Annotated in this window: 12 protein-coding genes; 4 read left to right on the forward strand and 8 right to left on the reverse strand. The window is 46.9% G+C overall.

What is annotated here, in order from left to right; translation table 11 throughout:
• Positions 1 to 285 precede the first annotated feature (285 nt).
• Positions 286 to 2,217 carry a DEAD/DEAH box helicase gene (locus tag B853_RS20835; RefSeq protein ID WP_038888087.1) on the forward strand — a complete coding sequence of 644 codons (1,932 nt, stop codon included), beginning with the start codon at positions 286 to 288 and terminating at the stop codon, positions 2,215 to 2,217.
• Between the two features lie 360 nt (positions 2,218 to 2,577).
• Positions 2,578 to 3,771 carry an acetate/propionate family kinase gene (locus B853_RS20840; protein WP_010451490.1) on the forward strand — a complete coding sequence of 398 codons (1,194 nt, stop codon included), beginning with the start codon at positions 2,578 to 2,580 and terminating at the stop codon, positions 3,769 to 3,771.
• A 79-nt stretch (positions 3,772 to 3,850) separates the two neighbouring features.
• Here the strand turns inward: B853_RS20840 and B853_RS20845 are convergent, their stop codons facing one another.
• The 5 genes from B853_RS20845 to B853_RS26130 form a co-directional block, all read right to left on the reverse strand.
• Entirely contained in the window at positions 3,851 to 6,007 is a 2,157-nt protein-coding gene (locus B853_RS20845; protein WP_038888086.1) for a c-type cytochrome, read from the reverse strand.
• Entirely contained in the window at positions 6,004 to 6,615 is a 612-nt protein-coding gene (locus B853_RS20850) for a cbb3-type cytochrome c oxidase subunit II (protein WP_010451493.1), read from the reverse strand. Before B853_RS20850 ends, B853_RS20845 begins: the two co-directional genes overlap by 4 nt.
• A 1-nt stretch (position 6,616) precedes the next feature.
• A complete protein-coding gene (gene ccoN / locus B853_RS20855) occupies positions 6,617 to 8,026 on the reverse strand; it encodes a cytochrome-c oxidase, cbb3-type subunit I (RefSeq protein WP_038888084.1) in 1,410 nt (469 codons plus the stop codon).
• Between the two features lie 15 nt (positions 8,027 to 8,041).
• Complete coding sequence (locus tag B853_RS20860; RefSeq protein WP_050569036.1) at positions 8,042 to 8,431, reverse strand: c-type cytochrome; 390 nt, start codon at positions 8,429 to 8,431, stop codon at positions 8,042 to 8,044.
• Between the two features lie 662 nt (positions 8,432 to 9,093).
• Positions 9,094 to 9,261: a hypothetical protein gene (locus B853_RS26130; protein WP_170001036.1), complete on the reverse strand. Its 168-nt coding sequence runs from the start codon at positions 9,259 to 9,261 to the stop codon at positions 9,094 to 9,096.
• Positions 9,262 to 9,604: 343 nt separating this feature from the next.
• Between B853_RS26130 and B853_RS20865 the strand changes: the two genes are divergently transcribed.
• Complete coding sequence (locus B853_RS20865; RefSeq protein ID WP_038886880.1) at positions 9,605 to 10,483, forward strand: DMT family transporter; 879 nt, start codon at positions 9,605 to 9,607, stop codon at positions 10,481 to 10,483.
• 79 nt (positions 10,484 to 10,562) lie between these two features.
• Positions 10,563 to 11,114 (forward strand): DUF2301 domain-containing membrane protein, encoded by a 552-nt coding sequence (locus B853_RS20870; protein WP_038886882.1) that lies wholly within the window; start codon positions 10,563 to 10,565, stop codon positions 11,112 to 11,114.
• Here B853_RS20870 and B853_RS20875 read toward each other — a convergent pair.
• The 3 genes from B853_RS20875 to B853_RS20885 are packed head-to-tail and all read right to left on the reverse strand — an operon-like array spanning position 11,111 to position 14,471.
• The gene (locus B853_RS20875; RefSeq protein ID WP_038886883.1) at positions 11,111 to 12,007 is read right to left on the reverse strand and encodes a hydroxymethylglutaryl-CoA lyase; all 897 of its coding nucleotides are present in this window, start codon (positions 12,005 to 12,007) and stop codon (positions 11,111 to 11,113) included. The genes B853_RS20870 and B853_RS20875 overlap by 4 nt on opposite strands.
• On the reverse strand, positions 12,004 to 12,849 hold the full coding sequence (locus tag B853_RS20880) for an enoyl-CoA hydratase-related protein (RefSeq protein WP_038886884.1): 846 nt from the start codon (positions 12,847 to 12,849) through the stop codon (positions 12,004 to 12,006). The genes B853_RS20875 and B853_RS20880 overlap by 4 nt, the downstream gene beginning before the upstream one ends.
• 17 nt (positions 12,850 to 12,866) lie before the next feature.
• The gene (locus tag B853_RS20885; RefSeq protein ID WP_038886885.1) at positions 12,867 to 14,471 is read right to left on the reverse strand and encodes a carboxyl transferase domain-containing protein; all 1,605 of its coding nucleotides are present in this window, start codon (positions 14,469 to 14,471) and stop codon (positions 12,867 to 12,869) included.
• Positions 14,472 to 14,492: the final 21 nt, after the last annotated feature.

Here is a 14,492-nt window from a genome sequence, read left to right on the forward strand (position 1 = left end):
TGTTTTGTTGAATAATCATCATCGACAGCCCTTAAAAATAGGGGATAGGTGGAAATTTACGCGAATAATACCATTAGTGAGAATAAATTGTGATGTAATTCAATTTTTTCTGGCTTTTTTTATGCATTTAAGGAATAATCCGCCTCCCTTAGTCGTCCCTAATGGCTTATCGCGGTTGTGTACTGTACTAATTCCCTTTCTGAATGGATTTAGTAACTGGATGAATCAGTATCGAATTGGAAGAGCATATGGGACTGTTTTTTTGTTTAATTAAGTAGGATCCCAATGCAAGATTCTGTTATTCAATTCAGCGATTTATCTCTGAATGATTCTATCCTTTCTGCTCTAGACGGAATGGGTTTCGTGTCACCAACTCCAATTCAGGCTGCGGCAATCCCACACCTATTGGAAGGTGCTGACGCGCTGGGTAAAGCACAGACGGGTACAGGTAAAACGGCAGCATTCTCTCTGCCTCTTCTAAACAAACTAGATCTAAACCAACGTAAACCACAAGCAATCGTTCTTGCTCCAACTCGTGAGCTAGCGATTCAGGTTGCGGCTGAGATGAAGAACCTTGGTAAAAACATCAAGGGTCTTAAAGTTCTAGAAATCTACGGTGGTGCATCTATCGTAGATCAAATGCGTGCTCTTAAAAACGGTGCACACGTTGTTGTTGGTACTCCTGGCCGTGTTCAAGACCTTATCAACCGTGAACGTCTACATCTAGACGAAGTTAATACTTTCGTACTTGATGAAGCAGACGAAATGCTAAACATGGGTTTCGTGGACGACGTAACTGCGATCATGGAGCACGCTCCAGAATCAGCTCAACGCGTTCTATTCTCTGCAACTATGCCACCAATGCTGAAAAACATTGTTGAGCGCTTCCTACGTGATCCTGTAACTGTTGACGTTGCTGGTAAAAACCACACTGTAGACAAAGTTCAACAACAGTTCTGGGTAGTGAAGGGTGTAGAGAAAGATGAAGCTATGTCTCGTCTTCTTGAAACTGAAGAAACTGACGCGTCAATCGTATTCGTACGTACTCGTCAAGACACTGAGCGTCTAGCTGATTGGCTATCTGCACGTGGCTTTAAAGCTGCAGCACTGCACGGTGATATTCCTCAGTCTCTACGTGAGCGTACTGTTGATCACATCAAACAAGGTGTTATCGACATCCTAGTTGCAACTGACGTTGTTGCTCGTGGCCTAGACGTTCCACGTATTACTCACGTATTTAACTACGACATCCCATTCGATGTTGAGTCTTACATCCACCGCATCGGTCGTACTGGCCGTGCAGGACGTAAAGGTAAAGCGATCCTTCTAGTTCGTACTAACCAAATCCGTATGCTTCGTACTATCGAGCGTGTAACTAAGTCATCTATGGAAGAAATCCAACTTCCTCTACGTGACCAAGTTGCAGAAGCTCGTCTAAGCAAGCTAGCGGCTGAACTGGAAGCTGAAAAAGAGCACAAAGCACTAGACAAGTTCGCTGAGCTTGTTGAGAAGCTACAAACGTCTCTAGAAATTGAACCTGCGATGCTTGCAGCAATGCTTCTTAAGCGTCAGCAAGGTAAACGTCCTCTATTCTACATTGGCGAAGACCCAATGGTAGAAGCGATTGAACGTGACAAGCAACGTCGTAAAGAGCGTCGTGAAGGTGGTCGTGACGGCGGTCGTAACTTCAACAACCAAGACTGGGATACTTACCAGCTTCAAGTTGGTCGCGAGCAAGGCGTTCAAGTTAAAGACATCGTTGGCGCTCTAGCAAACGAACTAGGTCTAGGCAAAGGTTCTATCGGTGCGATCAAGCTAGCGCAAGGTCACACATTCGTACAGCTACCTAAAGCAATGACTTCAGACGCTGCGAACAAGCTAAGCAAGCTACGTATTCGTCAACAAGATGTTGGTGCTGTAGTATGTGACTTCGATGACTTCCGTGAGTCTCGTGGTGGTCGCCGTGACGGTGGTCGTCGCGATGGCGGTCGTCGTGATGGCGGTGGTTACCGTGGTAACCGCGATGGTAACCGTGAAGGTGGTCGTCGTGAAGGCGGTCGTCGCGAAGGTGGCTTCCGTGGTAACCGTGACGGCAACCGTGATGGTAACCGTGAAGGGGGCGAGCGTCGTTTCGATCGTAACCGTGGTGGTGATCACCGTGGTGCACACCGTGGCGAACGTGGTCACAGCCGTGGCCGTCGTACACAAGACGCATAATATCTGCACACTATTGCATTAAAAAATAGTTGAATTTGAAAGCCGAGCACTTAGCTCGGCTTTTTTGTCTCTGCTTATCTATCTCACCCATTCAAAAAAATTCGTAATATTTTTGCTTTATTCTTCATTTATTGACGTTTTTAAGTGTCTGATTCCACTTTAGTTGAGTGAGGCAATATATTTCACGGCTAAAATAAATTTTAAAATTGCGTTAGATCAACAAAAATCACGCAAACGAACAACTAACTCTAAAAGATAGTTGAAAGATTAAAAAATTATTGAATAATAGGTCTTACAAACAAGAAGTACACAGCGCAACTGCGCAATTACAACCTTTGCTCCACAACAGGAAACTATTTCATGTCTAATTCGTTTGTACTGGTGATCAACTCTGGTAGCTCATCACTAAAATTTGCGGTAATCGACTCTCAATCTGGCGATGCTGTATTGAGTGGTTTGGGCGAGTGCTTTGGTCTTTCAGACGCTCGTATGAGCTGGAAATTCAACGGTGAGAAATTTGAGTACGCTATTCAGGGCGATGAGAATCACCATCAACTTGCAGTAGCAAAGTTAGTTGAGTTAGTAAAAGAGTACAAATTAATTGAAGATGTTGTTGCTGTTGGCCACCGAGTGGTTCACGGCGGTGAGAAGTTTACTAAAACAGTCCGTTTAGATGAGTCTGTTATTGCAGACGTAGAAGCGCTAAGTGATTTAGCTCCTCTACATAACCTTGCTCATGCGATTGGTATGCGTGCTTCAATGGCGGCATTCCCTGAGCTACCTCAGTTTGCTGTATTTGATACTGCTTTCCACCAAACAATGCCTGCAAAAGCTTACACTGGCGCAATCGCGAAAGAACTTTACACAGACTTCGGTATTCGTCGTTACGGTTTCCACGGTACTAGCCACTACTTCGTAAGCCGTGAAGCTGCGAAGATGATCAACAAACCAGTTGAAGAGTCTAGCTTCATCTCTGTTCACTTAGGTAACGGTGCTTCTGTTTGTGCAATTAACAACGGCGAATCTGTTGATACGTCTATGGGCTTCACGCCACTGTCTGGTCTAATGATGGGTACACGTTGTGGTGACCTTGACCCAGGCATCATTGAGTACCTACTTAAGAAAGGTTGGTCTCAAGAGAAAGTGTTCAACTCACTGAACAAAGCTTCTGGCTTCTTAGGCGTATCTGGCCTAACAAGCGATGCTCGCGGTATTTTGGAAGCGATGGAAGAGGGTCACGAAGGTGCAACTCTAGCATTCCAAGTATTCACTTACCGTGTGTCTAAATACATCGCGTCTTACCTTGCTGCTTTAGATTCATTCGACGGCATCATCTTCACAGGCGGTATCGGCGAAAACTCGATGCCAATCCGTAGTGAAATCCTGAAGAACCTAAAACTACTAGGTTTTGTTGAAGATGTGAAAGGTAACGAAGATGCTCGATTTGGTAACGCAGGTGTTGTTGCTACATCTGAGTTGCTAGGTGCGAAAGCACTGGTTATTCCTACCAACGAAGAGTGGGTAATCGCTCAACAGTCGGTAGAACTGCTGTAAAACGGCAAAATTTTGGGAACTAAGTTAAAGCCCTTTCCGGTTGGAAAGGGCTTTTTTTGTGGTTGGATTCTACAAGTTATTACCGAATATTGATGTTGTTATCACGCCTGTCATACATGTCTGGCGTGGTATGAAGCCCTCCAGCGTACCCAGCCGCTTCCAGTGTTTCTCTCACTTCTCGAACATCCTCAGCGGTAACCTCTTGTTGTTGGTCTCCGAGGTGTTTACGTACAAAGGTAATGAGCTCGGCTAAACTGGCGTCGGAGAGGATATCCTCAAAACTCGCCATCGGCATAAAGTTACGCTCTGGGTCGATGTAGGTGGGTTGTAAGCCACGCACTGTTACAGCAATGGTGTTGAATGGGTCACTGTGCATGATAATGCCGTTGTTTAGCAATGTTGGTGCAATTGGGTCACGTCCTTTACCATCGTTGCCGTGACAAGCGCCACAAGTCTGTTTATAGACGGTGTAGATTGGAGCTTGATAGGCGGCGTCATCGAATCCTTTAGGCTCTAGTTGTACGGCGTCGGTGGCAATAAAGTTGTTCACGTCGCCACTGAGCAAGTAGTAGGACATGGATTCAATGTCTTCACGCGTCATTAAACTCAAGCTGTTCTTCACGACATCCGCCATCCCGGCAAACGCGGTGCCTTTGTCTGAATGACCAGTGTGTAAGAAGTCGGTCAACGTCTTTTCATCCCAACCGCCAACGTACAACTCTGTTGAGGTAATATCAGGCGCATTCCAGCCGTCTATCAAGTTACCTTGGAAGATACGCTCAGGAATTAGGGCTTGAGCAATGTTGCGCGGTGTGTGGCACTCTGAGCAATGTCCTAAGCCTGCTACCCAATATTTGCCTTTCTGCCATTTCTCAACATCTTCTACGTGTCCTTCAAGTTCTTGAGGCAAGCTGTAGTCGATTGGGTCGGTATCCATAAAAACGATATTCCAGCCTAGCAAACCAAGACGGATGTTAGATGGGAACATCATATGGTTTTCATCGTTACGACGAGCTACCGCAGGGATAGATTGCATGAATTCCCACAAATCCGTCATGTCTTGTTCCGTGAGGTATTGATAAGACGTGTAGGGCATAGCAGGGTACAGGTAACCATGTTTGCCTTTCCCCTTCACAAGCGCATCTCGGAAGTCATCATAATCATACTCACCGATTCCTGCACTGGCATGGGGCGTGATATTAGTGGAGTAGATGGTGCCAAATGGGGTAACGAACGGTAGACCGCCAGCAAAAGGTTCGCCGCCTTCTGCACTATGACAAGCCACACAGTCCCCGGCATGGGCTAGGTACTCACCGCGTTTAACCGACTCAGCATTCAGCGCTGCGAGTTTCTGCTCTTGCTCTTCACCCGCTTTACGGATGTAGGCACCAAGTGCGAGGATTTCGTGCTCAGAAAGTTGGTTTTCAAACGCAGGCATTAAGTTGTTTAAACCGTAATTGATGGTGTGTTGAATCTCCTCGATACTCCCGCCATGTAGCCAGACACTGTCTGATAGATCTGGCACACCCGTTTGTTGATTTGCGATGGATCCATCACCGTGACATGAAGAGCAGTATTCGACGAACAAACTCTTACCTAATTCAACTTTCACTTCTGGCACGTCACTGTGGCGCTGATTAAGGGATGCAAGGTAATAGGCGACTTTGTCGACTTCGTCTTTCCTCATGACCTCTACCCAGCCCGGCATGGCGCCGTTACGACCTTTGGCGATGGAGTGAATTAGAGCATTGTCATCACCACCATACATCCACTCCTTATCGATCAGGTTAGGGAAGTGCTTTTGGCCTTGGGCGTTGTCTCGGTGACAAGCGGCACAATGGGTTTGAAACAGCATACGACCAGAGAGGACGATTTCTTCGTTTTGTGCCAATGCGTCGAGTGACGTGCCCGTGACTTGGCTAAATTGCTCATCAAGCGTGGTTGAAGGTGCGCTGAGTTTATCGTCACCTTGATCGTAATTCGCCAAACCTTTCCATTCGCCTAAGCCTGGATATAGCACTAGGTATCCTGCTGATAACAGAAAGGCGACCGCGTAACTGACAAACAGTAATTTAGGTGGTGGCGCGTCTTTTTCATCAATGCCATCAAAGGAGGCAATGGTATGGTCTTGGTCAGCTTTATGGTTGCTACGCCAATACTTGATGATGACAGACACCATCAATATGAAGAAGACAAGTGTGGCGGCAATTGCCCACCAGTTCCAGAATGTGCTCATTGTGCCACCTCCTGTGCTGTGTCTTGACCAAGGCTTTGAAGATAACGAATCAGAGCTTCCGCTTTGGTTTTACCGCGTATTTGTAATCTCGCGTCTGAGATCTCTTGGTCGGTGTAGGGCACGCCCAACGTACGCAGCGTTTCCATCTTGTTACCAATGGCGTTACCAGACAATGTCTGTTCAAACAACCAAGGATAAGCTGGCATGATGGATGTCGGAACGACTTGGCGTGGGTCGATAAGATGCAACACATGCCATTGGTCCGAATACTTACGTCCAAGATTGGTTAGGTCTGGGCCAGTGCGTTTGGAACCCCACAAGTTAGGGAACTCGTAAATATCATCGGACTCTTGGTTCGCGCGTCCGTTACGTTTGATTTCGGGTTCTAGCGGGCGAACCATCTGCGTGTGGCACACATGGCAACCTTCGCTGATGTAGATATCGCGACCAGCAAGCTCCAACGCGGTTAACGGCTTCGCTAAACTGCCTTTGGCGATGTCGTCAGTACGCAGGATGTTAGGCACCACCCAAACTGCAAGAGAGAAGGAGGCCACAACAACGGTGGTGATGATCAAGATGATCACTGAATGCGTAAAGTCTTTGCTCATCTTATGCCTCCTTCGCTACCAGTACGGACGGAGAGCGTACGGTCTTGTACAAGTTGAATGCCATCAGGAACAAGCCGAGCACAAAGAGCGCACCACCAAAGAAGCGCAGGAACAACCATGGTGCTTTAAAGTTCATGGCTTCGATAAAGCTGTATACCAGCTCACCATTCTCGTTCTGAGTGAGCCACATGTAGCCTTCACCAATACCGGCCACCCAAAGTGCGATGGCATAAATGGCAACACCTGCATGGGCAAGCCAGAAGTGCCATTTGATCAGTCGCTTCGACCACAGTTCTGTCTTGTTCCACAGGCGTGGGATGAAGTAGTAGAACACCGCAATGCCAGACATGCCCACCCAGCCTAATGCGCCAGAATGAACGTGCCCGATCACCCATTCGGTGTTGTGCGCCAGCATATTGAACCAGCGAATGGCAAGCAGAGGCCCTTCAAAAGTGGCTAAGCAGTAGTACAGAATGGCCGAAAAGAAGAACAAGCAAATATAGTCAGATTTGAGTTTCTCTTTATTTTGCAGGAGTGTCATCGCACTGTTTAAAGCACCTGCCCAAGACGGAAGCCATAGAATGAGTGACATAATGATGCCGATGTTTTGCACCCAAACCGGTACCGACGAGTAAACCAAGTGGTGCGTACCCGCCCAGGTGTAAAAGCCAACTAAGCCCCAAAAGTGGATCACAGACAAACGATAAGAGTAGATAGGGCGATCAGCGGCTTTGGGAATGAAGTAATAGTTCATCCCAATTACACCCGCAGTCAGCAAAAAGCCTACCGCGTTATGACCCCACCACCATTGGACAATGGCATCTTGTGCACCAGCAAAGACGGAATAGGATTTCATCAGTGAGACGGGCATTGCGAGATTGTTCACGACGAAGATCATCGCAATCACGATAATGAAGGCGGCAAAGAACCAGTTTGCTACAAAGATATGGTCTACTTTGCGCTTGGCAATCGTGCCAAAGAACAGCACGGCATAAAGCACCCATACCAAGACGATTAAGACGTCGATTGGCCATTCCAACTCCGCATATTCTTTTGATGTCGTGTAGCCAGCGGGTAGGGTAATAAGCGCCAAGAGCAGAACGAGTTGCCATCCCCAGAATACCATCCAAGACAAGCTCTGGTTGAACAAATTACAACGGCCAGTGCGCTGGGCAATGTAGAGCGAAGTACCCATTAAAATGTTTACGACAAAGCCGTATATCACACCAGATGTGTGTAGAGGTCTCAGACGACCGAATTGGAAATATTGCGAATCAAAGTTCAGAATGGGCCAGTACAACTGCGCAGCTAGAATGACACCGATGATCATCCCCGCAATCGCCCAAACCAACGATGCCAACACAAAATACTTCACAACTTGAGTGTTGTATTGTGTAGTTGTTTGATCCATAAGAACGCTCCTCGTTTAAGGCTGGGGCTCGTTATCTGACGATGAATGCTCGTTCCCTAACTGCGAGTAATAGTGCGCGATGTCTTCTATATCTTGATCAGACAGGGCGTCGGCTTGCTGCTGCATTAGTACCGCCAAACCACTGGTCCGCTCCCGCGCTTTGTAATCTTTCAAAGAAGAGATCAGGTAGCTTTTTTTCTGACCGCGTAGGTTTGGATAGGCGTCGATGGTAGAGATGCCGTCAGCACCGTGACATGTCATACATACTTTCGCTTTCTCTTTACCAACCTCAAATTGCTCATCGACTTTGGCGTCAGATGCGAAAGTGAAAGGAGAGAAGCACATCGTGGCGAGGAGAGCCGCCTTTATACCTGTGCTCATGAAATGCGTGTTCTTTAATCTCATCACTGTTTCCCTAGTAAATTGAATGCGTTTTTCACTAACTTGGGCGTTTTATGCCAGCACTTCGCTCATGTTGGTGAGGTGATAGTCTGGCACGTTTTTATTGTTGTACGGTAAAGAGTAGCGCGTACTGGCTTTATCGCTATGTACGAGACAAATTAGTTGTAGATTTAATTACTAATACGCACCAATTAAGTGGAATGGACAAAATCATTACCAATACAACTAAAGTGAAAATAGGCGGTTAGCTTTTGATGTTTGAAAGTTGGTGAGTTTTGTTTGATTTGAGTGGGTTTTGCGCTGTTTTAAAAGGATTAAGGAAGTTGAAAACCGCTCTGGCTTTAGCCAGAGCGGTTGGAGAATGAGAGCTCTTCGAAAGAAAACTATCGACCGCGATAGATCATCATGTCATATACCCAAGTAACCTCGAGATGCTTGGTTCAGCGAGAATGACTTGGTTTGTAGACGCGCGGCGATTTAAAGGTCTAGTGGGTCTAAATCAAGAATCGACAACAATGTATACAAGCCAAGACCCTTACTATTTGTAAAGAGGGCCCTTCGGGAGCGTGTCATTGACTCGATCTCTGCTTCAAACAACTTGGAAAGAGCTCGCTATTCCACTGCGTTGTTTTCCTTGACCTCGAATCAATGACAACGCTCTGAATCTAGCATTTTGAAGTCACTTGGGTATAGACGTGCGTGACAGAAATTGGGTCGGCTTCGATGTAACTTAAGTGAAGGGAGCTAACAAGACTAAACAGTGAGCCCAGTGCGATAGGCGAAATAATAAGCAGGGCAATCAGAATGAAAAAGAGTACGGTTGAATGTCTCATAAAGCACCTCCTGACGACTGTTTTACTTCGTTGTTATTTTAACATTTCGTGCCTAGTTTAGAGTCAGGTTATTCCTTAATCTATTTGAGTTTTTGCCTAAGAGTTCAGCGCCGATTTTGATGACATCAAGTCACGAAACAATGATTGGATTTCACAGTAATTTACTCGATGATAACTAAGTCACACTGTATACTGTGCGCGTTTCGCAAACGTTAGCACTCCTCAGTCTAAGTACACATTTAGTTCAGCATTTGCGATGTAAATATAACTATCTAATACACATTAAAATTAATGATGTACGAACCCTGACGATTTCTTCGCTGGGTCTTTTTTGTGAGTAATTATGCTTAACTCTGAACGCAAAGCTGCATTCGTGCTCGTCGCAACTACGATGATCGCGGCACTAGGGTGGATCTTCTCTAAAGAAACCATTCAAGGTCTTCCACCATTTGGATTTATTGGGCTGCGATTTACCACCGCTTCTTTGTGCTTGTTACCGCTGTGTATCAAGCCGCTTCGTGCTGCCAATAAGAAAGATATTTTTGCCGCGGCAGGCGTTGGTGTGCTTTTGGGAGGCGCGCTGATGTGTTGGATTCATGCTATTTCAATCAGCGACACCCTAGGCGAGGGCGCATTCATCATGAGTTTATCGATGCTGTTTGTGCCAATCGTTGCTTGGGTGATGTTTCGTCAAAGGCCGCAACGCATTTTCTGGATCTCTCTGCCCATTGCTATCATTGGTCTAGGATGCTTATCGCTGGCTGGTGGTTGGCAACAATCTTCTAGTCAGCTTTGGTTCTTGGGAGCCGCTCTCATGCTGGCTTTACACTTCAACGTAAACAGTAAGTACTCGCAGAAATTGCCGGTATTGTTGCTAACGTGTATTCAGCTGTTTGTGACAGGCTTGATTGGTTTACTTATTTCATCTTTGGTGGAGACGGTGCCAACTGAAGTGTCGACGTCTATCTGGATTTGGTTTGCTCTGAGCACGCTCTTGGCAACCAGTTTGCGATATGTGATGCAAACCATGGGACAGAAGTTTGTTCAGGCTGGCAATGCAGCACTGATTATGATCCTTGAGCCGGTATGGACGGTAGTTTTGAGTGTGATTTGGTACGGTGAAGTGCTAACTTCCAATAAACTGGTTGGTTGTGCGCTTATCTTATTTTCTTTGGTCATCTACCGAACTGGTGGCAAACTCCGTTTTCTCAAACGCGCTTAAACTAAACTTATAAAGCCAGTGATAACGTTATTGCTGGCTTACGGACTCTCTTACTTTCCCTCTGGCAGGACGCTTATTGATGGCAAATACAGAATATCAAGAAATGCTCGATTTACTCGATAAACTTAGTGTGTGCCTTTATCGCCTTGGCATCACCTTGTTTGCTGTCGCACTACTTTGTTTTTCGATAATCGTTTCTGGGGCTATCACTAGCTCGCTATTCGTTTACCAAGCCTCTTTAATTGCACTCTGTGTTGCAAGTGCTCTGTCTGCGGCAAATATCCACGTTTATAACAAACATGTGCGTGCTGCTATAAGTTGGGCATCTTGGATTGGCTTGGTACTGATGGTGAGTGACTTGGAGTTTCAGCGCACTTGGTTAGGGCTAGGCTTTATCTTTGTGACCTTTTCGGGCATTGCACTTAAAGAGTCTTTTTGCTTTAAAGTGCCAGGCTTAAAGATGGTGCCTGTATTTCTCGCAGTCGCGACGTTTGCATTGTGGTTTAACCTTCCAATTCTTGCAGCCATCACTATGTTGTTGGCTGGATTGGTCATGGGCTTCCTGTCTTTTGCTAAATGGCGTATGCCGCTGCATTTCGATATTGGTATCAAAGCGAATTACGAGATCTAACGCAGCTTTAACGCCAGAGAGACTTTAGAGGTCGGCTGGCGGTTTAATTCTTCACTGATCATCCATCCGGCTTTGGCGAGCAGTTCCAAGTCCACGCCTGTTTCTATTCCTAAACCTTGGCAAAGGTAGAGCACATCTTCGGTGGCTACATTGCCTGATGCGCCATGAGCATAAGGGCAGCCTCCGAGGCCTGCCACACTGCTGTCGATGGTACTGATGCCCATCGTTAAGGCTTGGTAGATATTCGCCAGAGCTTGTCCCCATGTGTCGTGGAAATGCACAGCGAGCTTGTCGGTTGGGACTTTTACTTGCACTGCTTCAAGCATTTCAGCGATGCGAATGGGCGTACCTGTGCCTATGGTATCTCCCAGAGAAACCTCATAGCAGCCCAGTTCTTGCAAAAGATTGGCGATTCTAGCGACTTGTTCTGGTTTGGTTGGCCCATCATAGGGGCAATCAACAACGCAAGATAGGTAACCACGAACCGGAATACCATGTTTTGCAGCTAATTCAATCACTGGTTCAAAGCGAGTGAGACTCTCAGCAATGGAGCAATTAATGTTGTACTGACAGAATCCTTCAGATGAAGAAGTAAAAATAGCGACTTGTGTAGCACCGGCTTCTAACGCCTTCTCAAAACCTTGCACATTAGGTGTTAACGCTGAGTAGATGACGTTGTGGCGGTGAGTAATATTTTTCATTACCTCCAGCGAATCAGCCATTTGTGGCACCCATTTGGGAGAGACAAAAGAGCCAGCCTCAATGTGGGTGAGTCCGGTATCCGAAAGTAAATCGATTAAGCGGATTTTGGCATGTGTGGAGACAGGTGATTCGTTTTGCAAACCGTCTCTCGCGCCAACTTCAACAATATTTACCTTACTTGGCAATTTCATTCTTTATCCTTATTTGGCTTGAGTGCCCAATCGGGTGTGCGTTTTTCCAGAAAGGCTTGTAAGCCATCTTGTCCATGTGGCGATACGCGGATGTCGGCGATCAGTTGGCTAGTGTATTGGATAAGCTGACCATCAATTGGATTTTGATGACACTGATGGCACAAGTCTTTCGCTTTACGCATTGCATCAGGGCTATTGAGCAGCAACGAATCAATCAAGCTTTCTACAACGGTTTCGATGTTGTCCAGCTTATGAACCTCATGCACAATGCCAAACTTTTCTGCTTTAGCTGCGTTAATCACTTCGGCGCTGAGTATGTAACGACGAGCTTGTCGGTTGCCCATTGCTCGCATCACATAAGGAGAGATGGTAGCGGGTACCAACCCCAGTTTTACCTCACTCAAGCAGAAGTTGGCATTGTCCGCAGCGATGGCAATATCACAGCAACAAATCAAACCTAATGCGCCACCAAAGGCAGAACCTTGCACAACCGCAATCGTGGGTTGAGGGAAGCCATCTAAGGTGTGCATCAAGCGTGCGAGGTTCTGTGCGTCCTCGAGATTTTGTTTTCTAGTGCTGTTTGCCATGGATTTCATCCAGTTTAAATCAGCACCTGAAGAGAAGTGTTTGCCATTGCTGCGTAAAACCAAGCAGCGAACGTCGGTGCGCAAAGCGAGGTAGTCCAGCCTGTGGATCAGCAGATCAATCATGCAGGCATCAAACGCATTGTGCTTCTCTGTGCGATTGAGCGTAAGCGTTGCGACGCCGAATTCATCGACGTTCCAAAGTACTTCGTCTTGTCGCTTTGTATTGGGGATGATACTTGGTTGATGATCCTGCATGTGACGTCCTTTCTTCTCTACATTCTGAATATGCCAAAGTTGCTATCAGGAATTGGTGCGTTGAGCGATGCTCTTAACGCTTGAGCTAGCACCTGACGTGTCTCTTTCGGGTCGATGATGCCGTCATCCCATAAACGTGCGCTGGCGTAGTAGGGATGTCCCTGAGACTCATACAAGTCTACGATAGAATCTCGGAATGCACTTTCTTCTGGTTCTGGCCAGTCTTCACCTTGGCGCTTTTTCACTTCTCGACGAACTTGAGTGAGCACACCTGCGGCTTGTTCTCCGCCCATTACCGAGATTCGCGCGTTCGGCCACATCCACATCATGGTTGGGTCATAAGCGCGACCGCACATGCCGTAGTTGCCTGCGCCGTAAGAGCCGCCAATAATCACGGTGAACTTGGGCACATCCGCACAGGCGACTGCCATCACCAGTTTCGCGCCGTGTTTGGCAATGCCTTCCGCCTCCAGCTTTTTGCCCACCATAAAGCCAGTGATGTTTTGCAAAAAGAGTAAGGGAATTTTGCGTTTGGCACACAGCTCAATAAAGTGCGCGCCTTTCTGTGAGGACTCTGAAAACAAGATGCCGTTGTTCGCTACAATACCAATTAGATTTCCGTGGATTCGAGCGAAGCCACATACTAAGGTCTTACCATAAAGTGCCTTGAACTCATCGAAGTCTGAGTCGTCGACCACGCGAGCGATGATCTCTCGAACATCAAAAGACAAGCGAAGGTTCGCATTGACGATGCCGTACATCTCTTCGGCGTCATAACGTGGTGGTAATACCGGTTTGTCGCTTTGAACGGGGAGTGATTGATTGGTATTCGAGATGGCTTCACGCGCGATTTGCAAAGCGTGCTGGTCATTTTCTGCATAGTAATCAGCAACGCCAGACTTGCGACAATGCACATCGGCACCGCCTAGTTCTTCATCGGTGACGATCTCTCCGGTTGCGGCTTTTACTAGCGGTGGACCTGCCAAGAAGATGGTGCCTTGTTCTTTGACCATAATGGAAACGTCCGCCATCGCAGGTACATAAGCGCCGCCTGCGGTACAAAGCCCCATTACAACCGCGACTTGAGGTATGCCTTGCGCCGACATTCTCGCTTGATTGAAGAAGATACGCCCAAAGTGCTCTTTATCAGGAAAGACTTCGGCTTGATGAGGGAGGTTCGCGCCACCAGAATCCACCAAATAGACACAAGGTAATTGGCAACGTTGAGCGATCTCTTGCGCACGCAGATGCTTTTTAACCGTGAGTGGATAGTAGGTGCCGCCTTTGACGGAAGGATCATTGGCGATCACCATGCATTGAATGCCTTCAATGGTGCCAATGCCCGCGACGACACCTGCGCATGGAATCGACTCTTCATAAACGTTCCAAGCGGCAAACTGTCCGACTTCAAGAAACTCGCTGTCTTCATCCAATAAGTGCATGACGCGTTCACGAACGGGCAGTTTTCCTTTTAGCCGTTGGCGGTCGATAGCTTTCTGTCCGCCGCCCTGTTTGATGGCTTTGATATTGGCATTGAGGTTGTTCACCAACTCGGTCATGACCGCTTTGTTCGACAAAAAAAGCTCGTCGGTTGGCTTGGTTTTACTTTTAATGATTGCCATTGTGACTTCCTTGTCGGTGGG

Source organism: Vibrio rotiferianus CAIM 577 = LMG 21460 (genome assembly GCF_002741985.1).
Classification (GTDB): domain Bacteria; phylum Pseudomonadota; class Gammaproteobacteria; order Enterobacterales; family Vibrionaceae; genus Vibrio; species Vibrio rotiferianus.

What these genes read in the sequence shown, in the direction of transcription:
- B853_RS20835 (WP_038888087.1), top strand. Translation starts at nt 286, where the DNA reads ATGCAAGATTCTGTTATTCAATTCAGCGATTTATCTCTGAATGATTCT.
- B853_RS20840 (WP_010451490.1), top strand. Translation starts at nt 2,578, where the DNA reads ATGTCTAATTCGTTTGTACTGGTGATCAACTCTGGTAGCTCATCACTA.
- B853_RS20845 (WP_038888086.1), bottom strand. Translation starts at nt 6,007, where the DNA reads ATGAGCACATTCTGGAACTGGTGGGCAATTGCCGCCACACTTGTCTTC.
- B853_RS20850 (WP_010451493.1), bottom strand. Translation starts at nt 6,615, where the DNA reads ATGAGCAAAGACTTTACGCATTCAGTGATCATCTTGATCATCACCACC.
- ccoN (WP_038888084.1), bottom strand. Translation starts at nt 8,026, where the DNA reads ATGGATCAAACAACTACACAATACAACACTCAAGTTGTGAAGTATTTT.
- B853_RS20860 (WP_050569036.1), bottom strand. Translation starts at nt 8,431, where the DNA reads ATGAGATTAAAGAACACGCATTTCATGAGCACAGGTATAAAGGCGGCT.
- B853_RS26130 (WP_170001036.1), bottom strand. Translation starts at nt 9,261, where the DNA reads ATGAGACATTCAACCGTACTCTTTTTCATTCTGATTGCCCTGCTTATT.
- B853_RS20865 (WP_038886880.1), top strand. Translation starts at nt 9,605, where the DNA reads ATGCTTAACTCTGAACGCAAAGCTGCATTCGTGCTCGTCGCAACTACG.
- B853_RS20870 (WP_038886882.1), top strand. Translation starts at nt 10,563, where the DNA reads ATGGCAAATACAGAATATCAAGAAATGCTCGATTTACTCGATAAACTT.
- B853_RS20875 (WP_038886883.1), bottom strand. Translation starts at nt 12,007, where the DNA reads ATGAAATTGCCAAGTAAGGTAAATATTGTTGAAGTTGGCGCGAGAGAC.
- B853_RS20880 (WP_038886884.1), bottom strand. Translation starts at nt 12,849, where the DNA reads ATGCAGGATCATCAACCAAGTATCATCCCCAATACAAAGCGACAAGAC.
- B853_RS20885 (WP_038886885.1), bottom strand. Translation starts at nt 14,471, where the DNA reads ATGGCAATCATTAAAAGTAAAACCAAGCCAACCGACGAGCTTTTTTTG.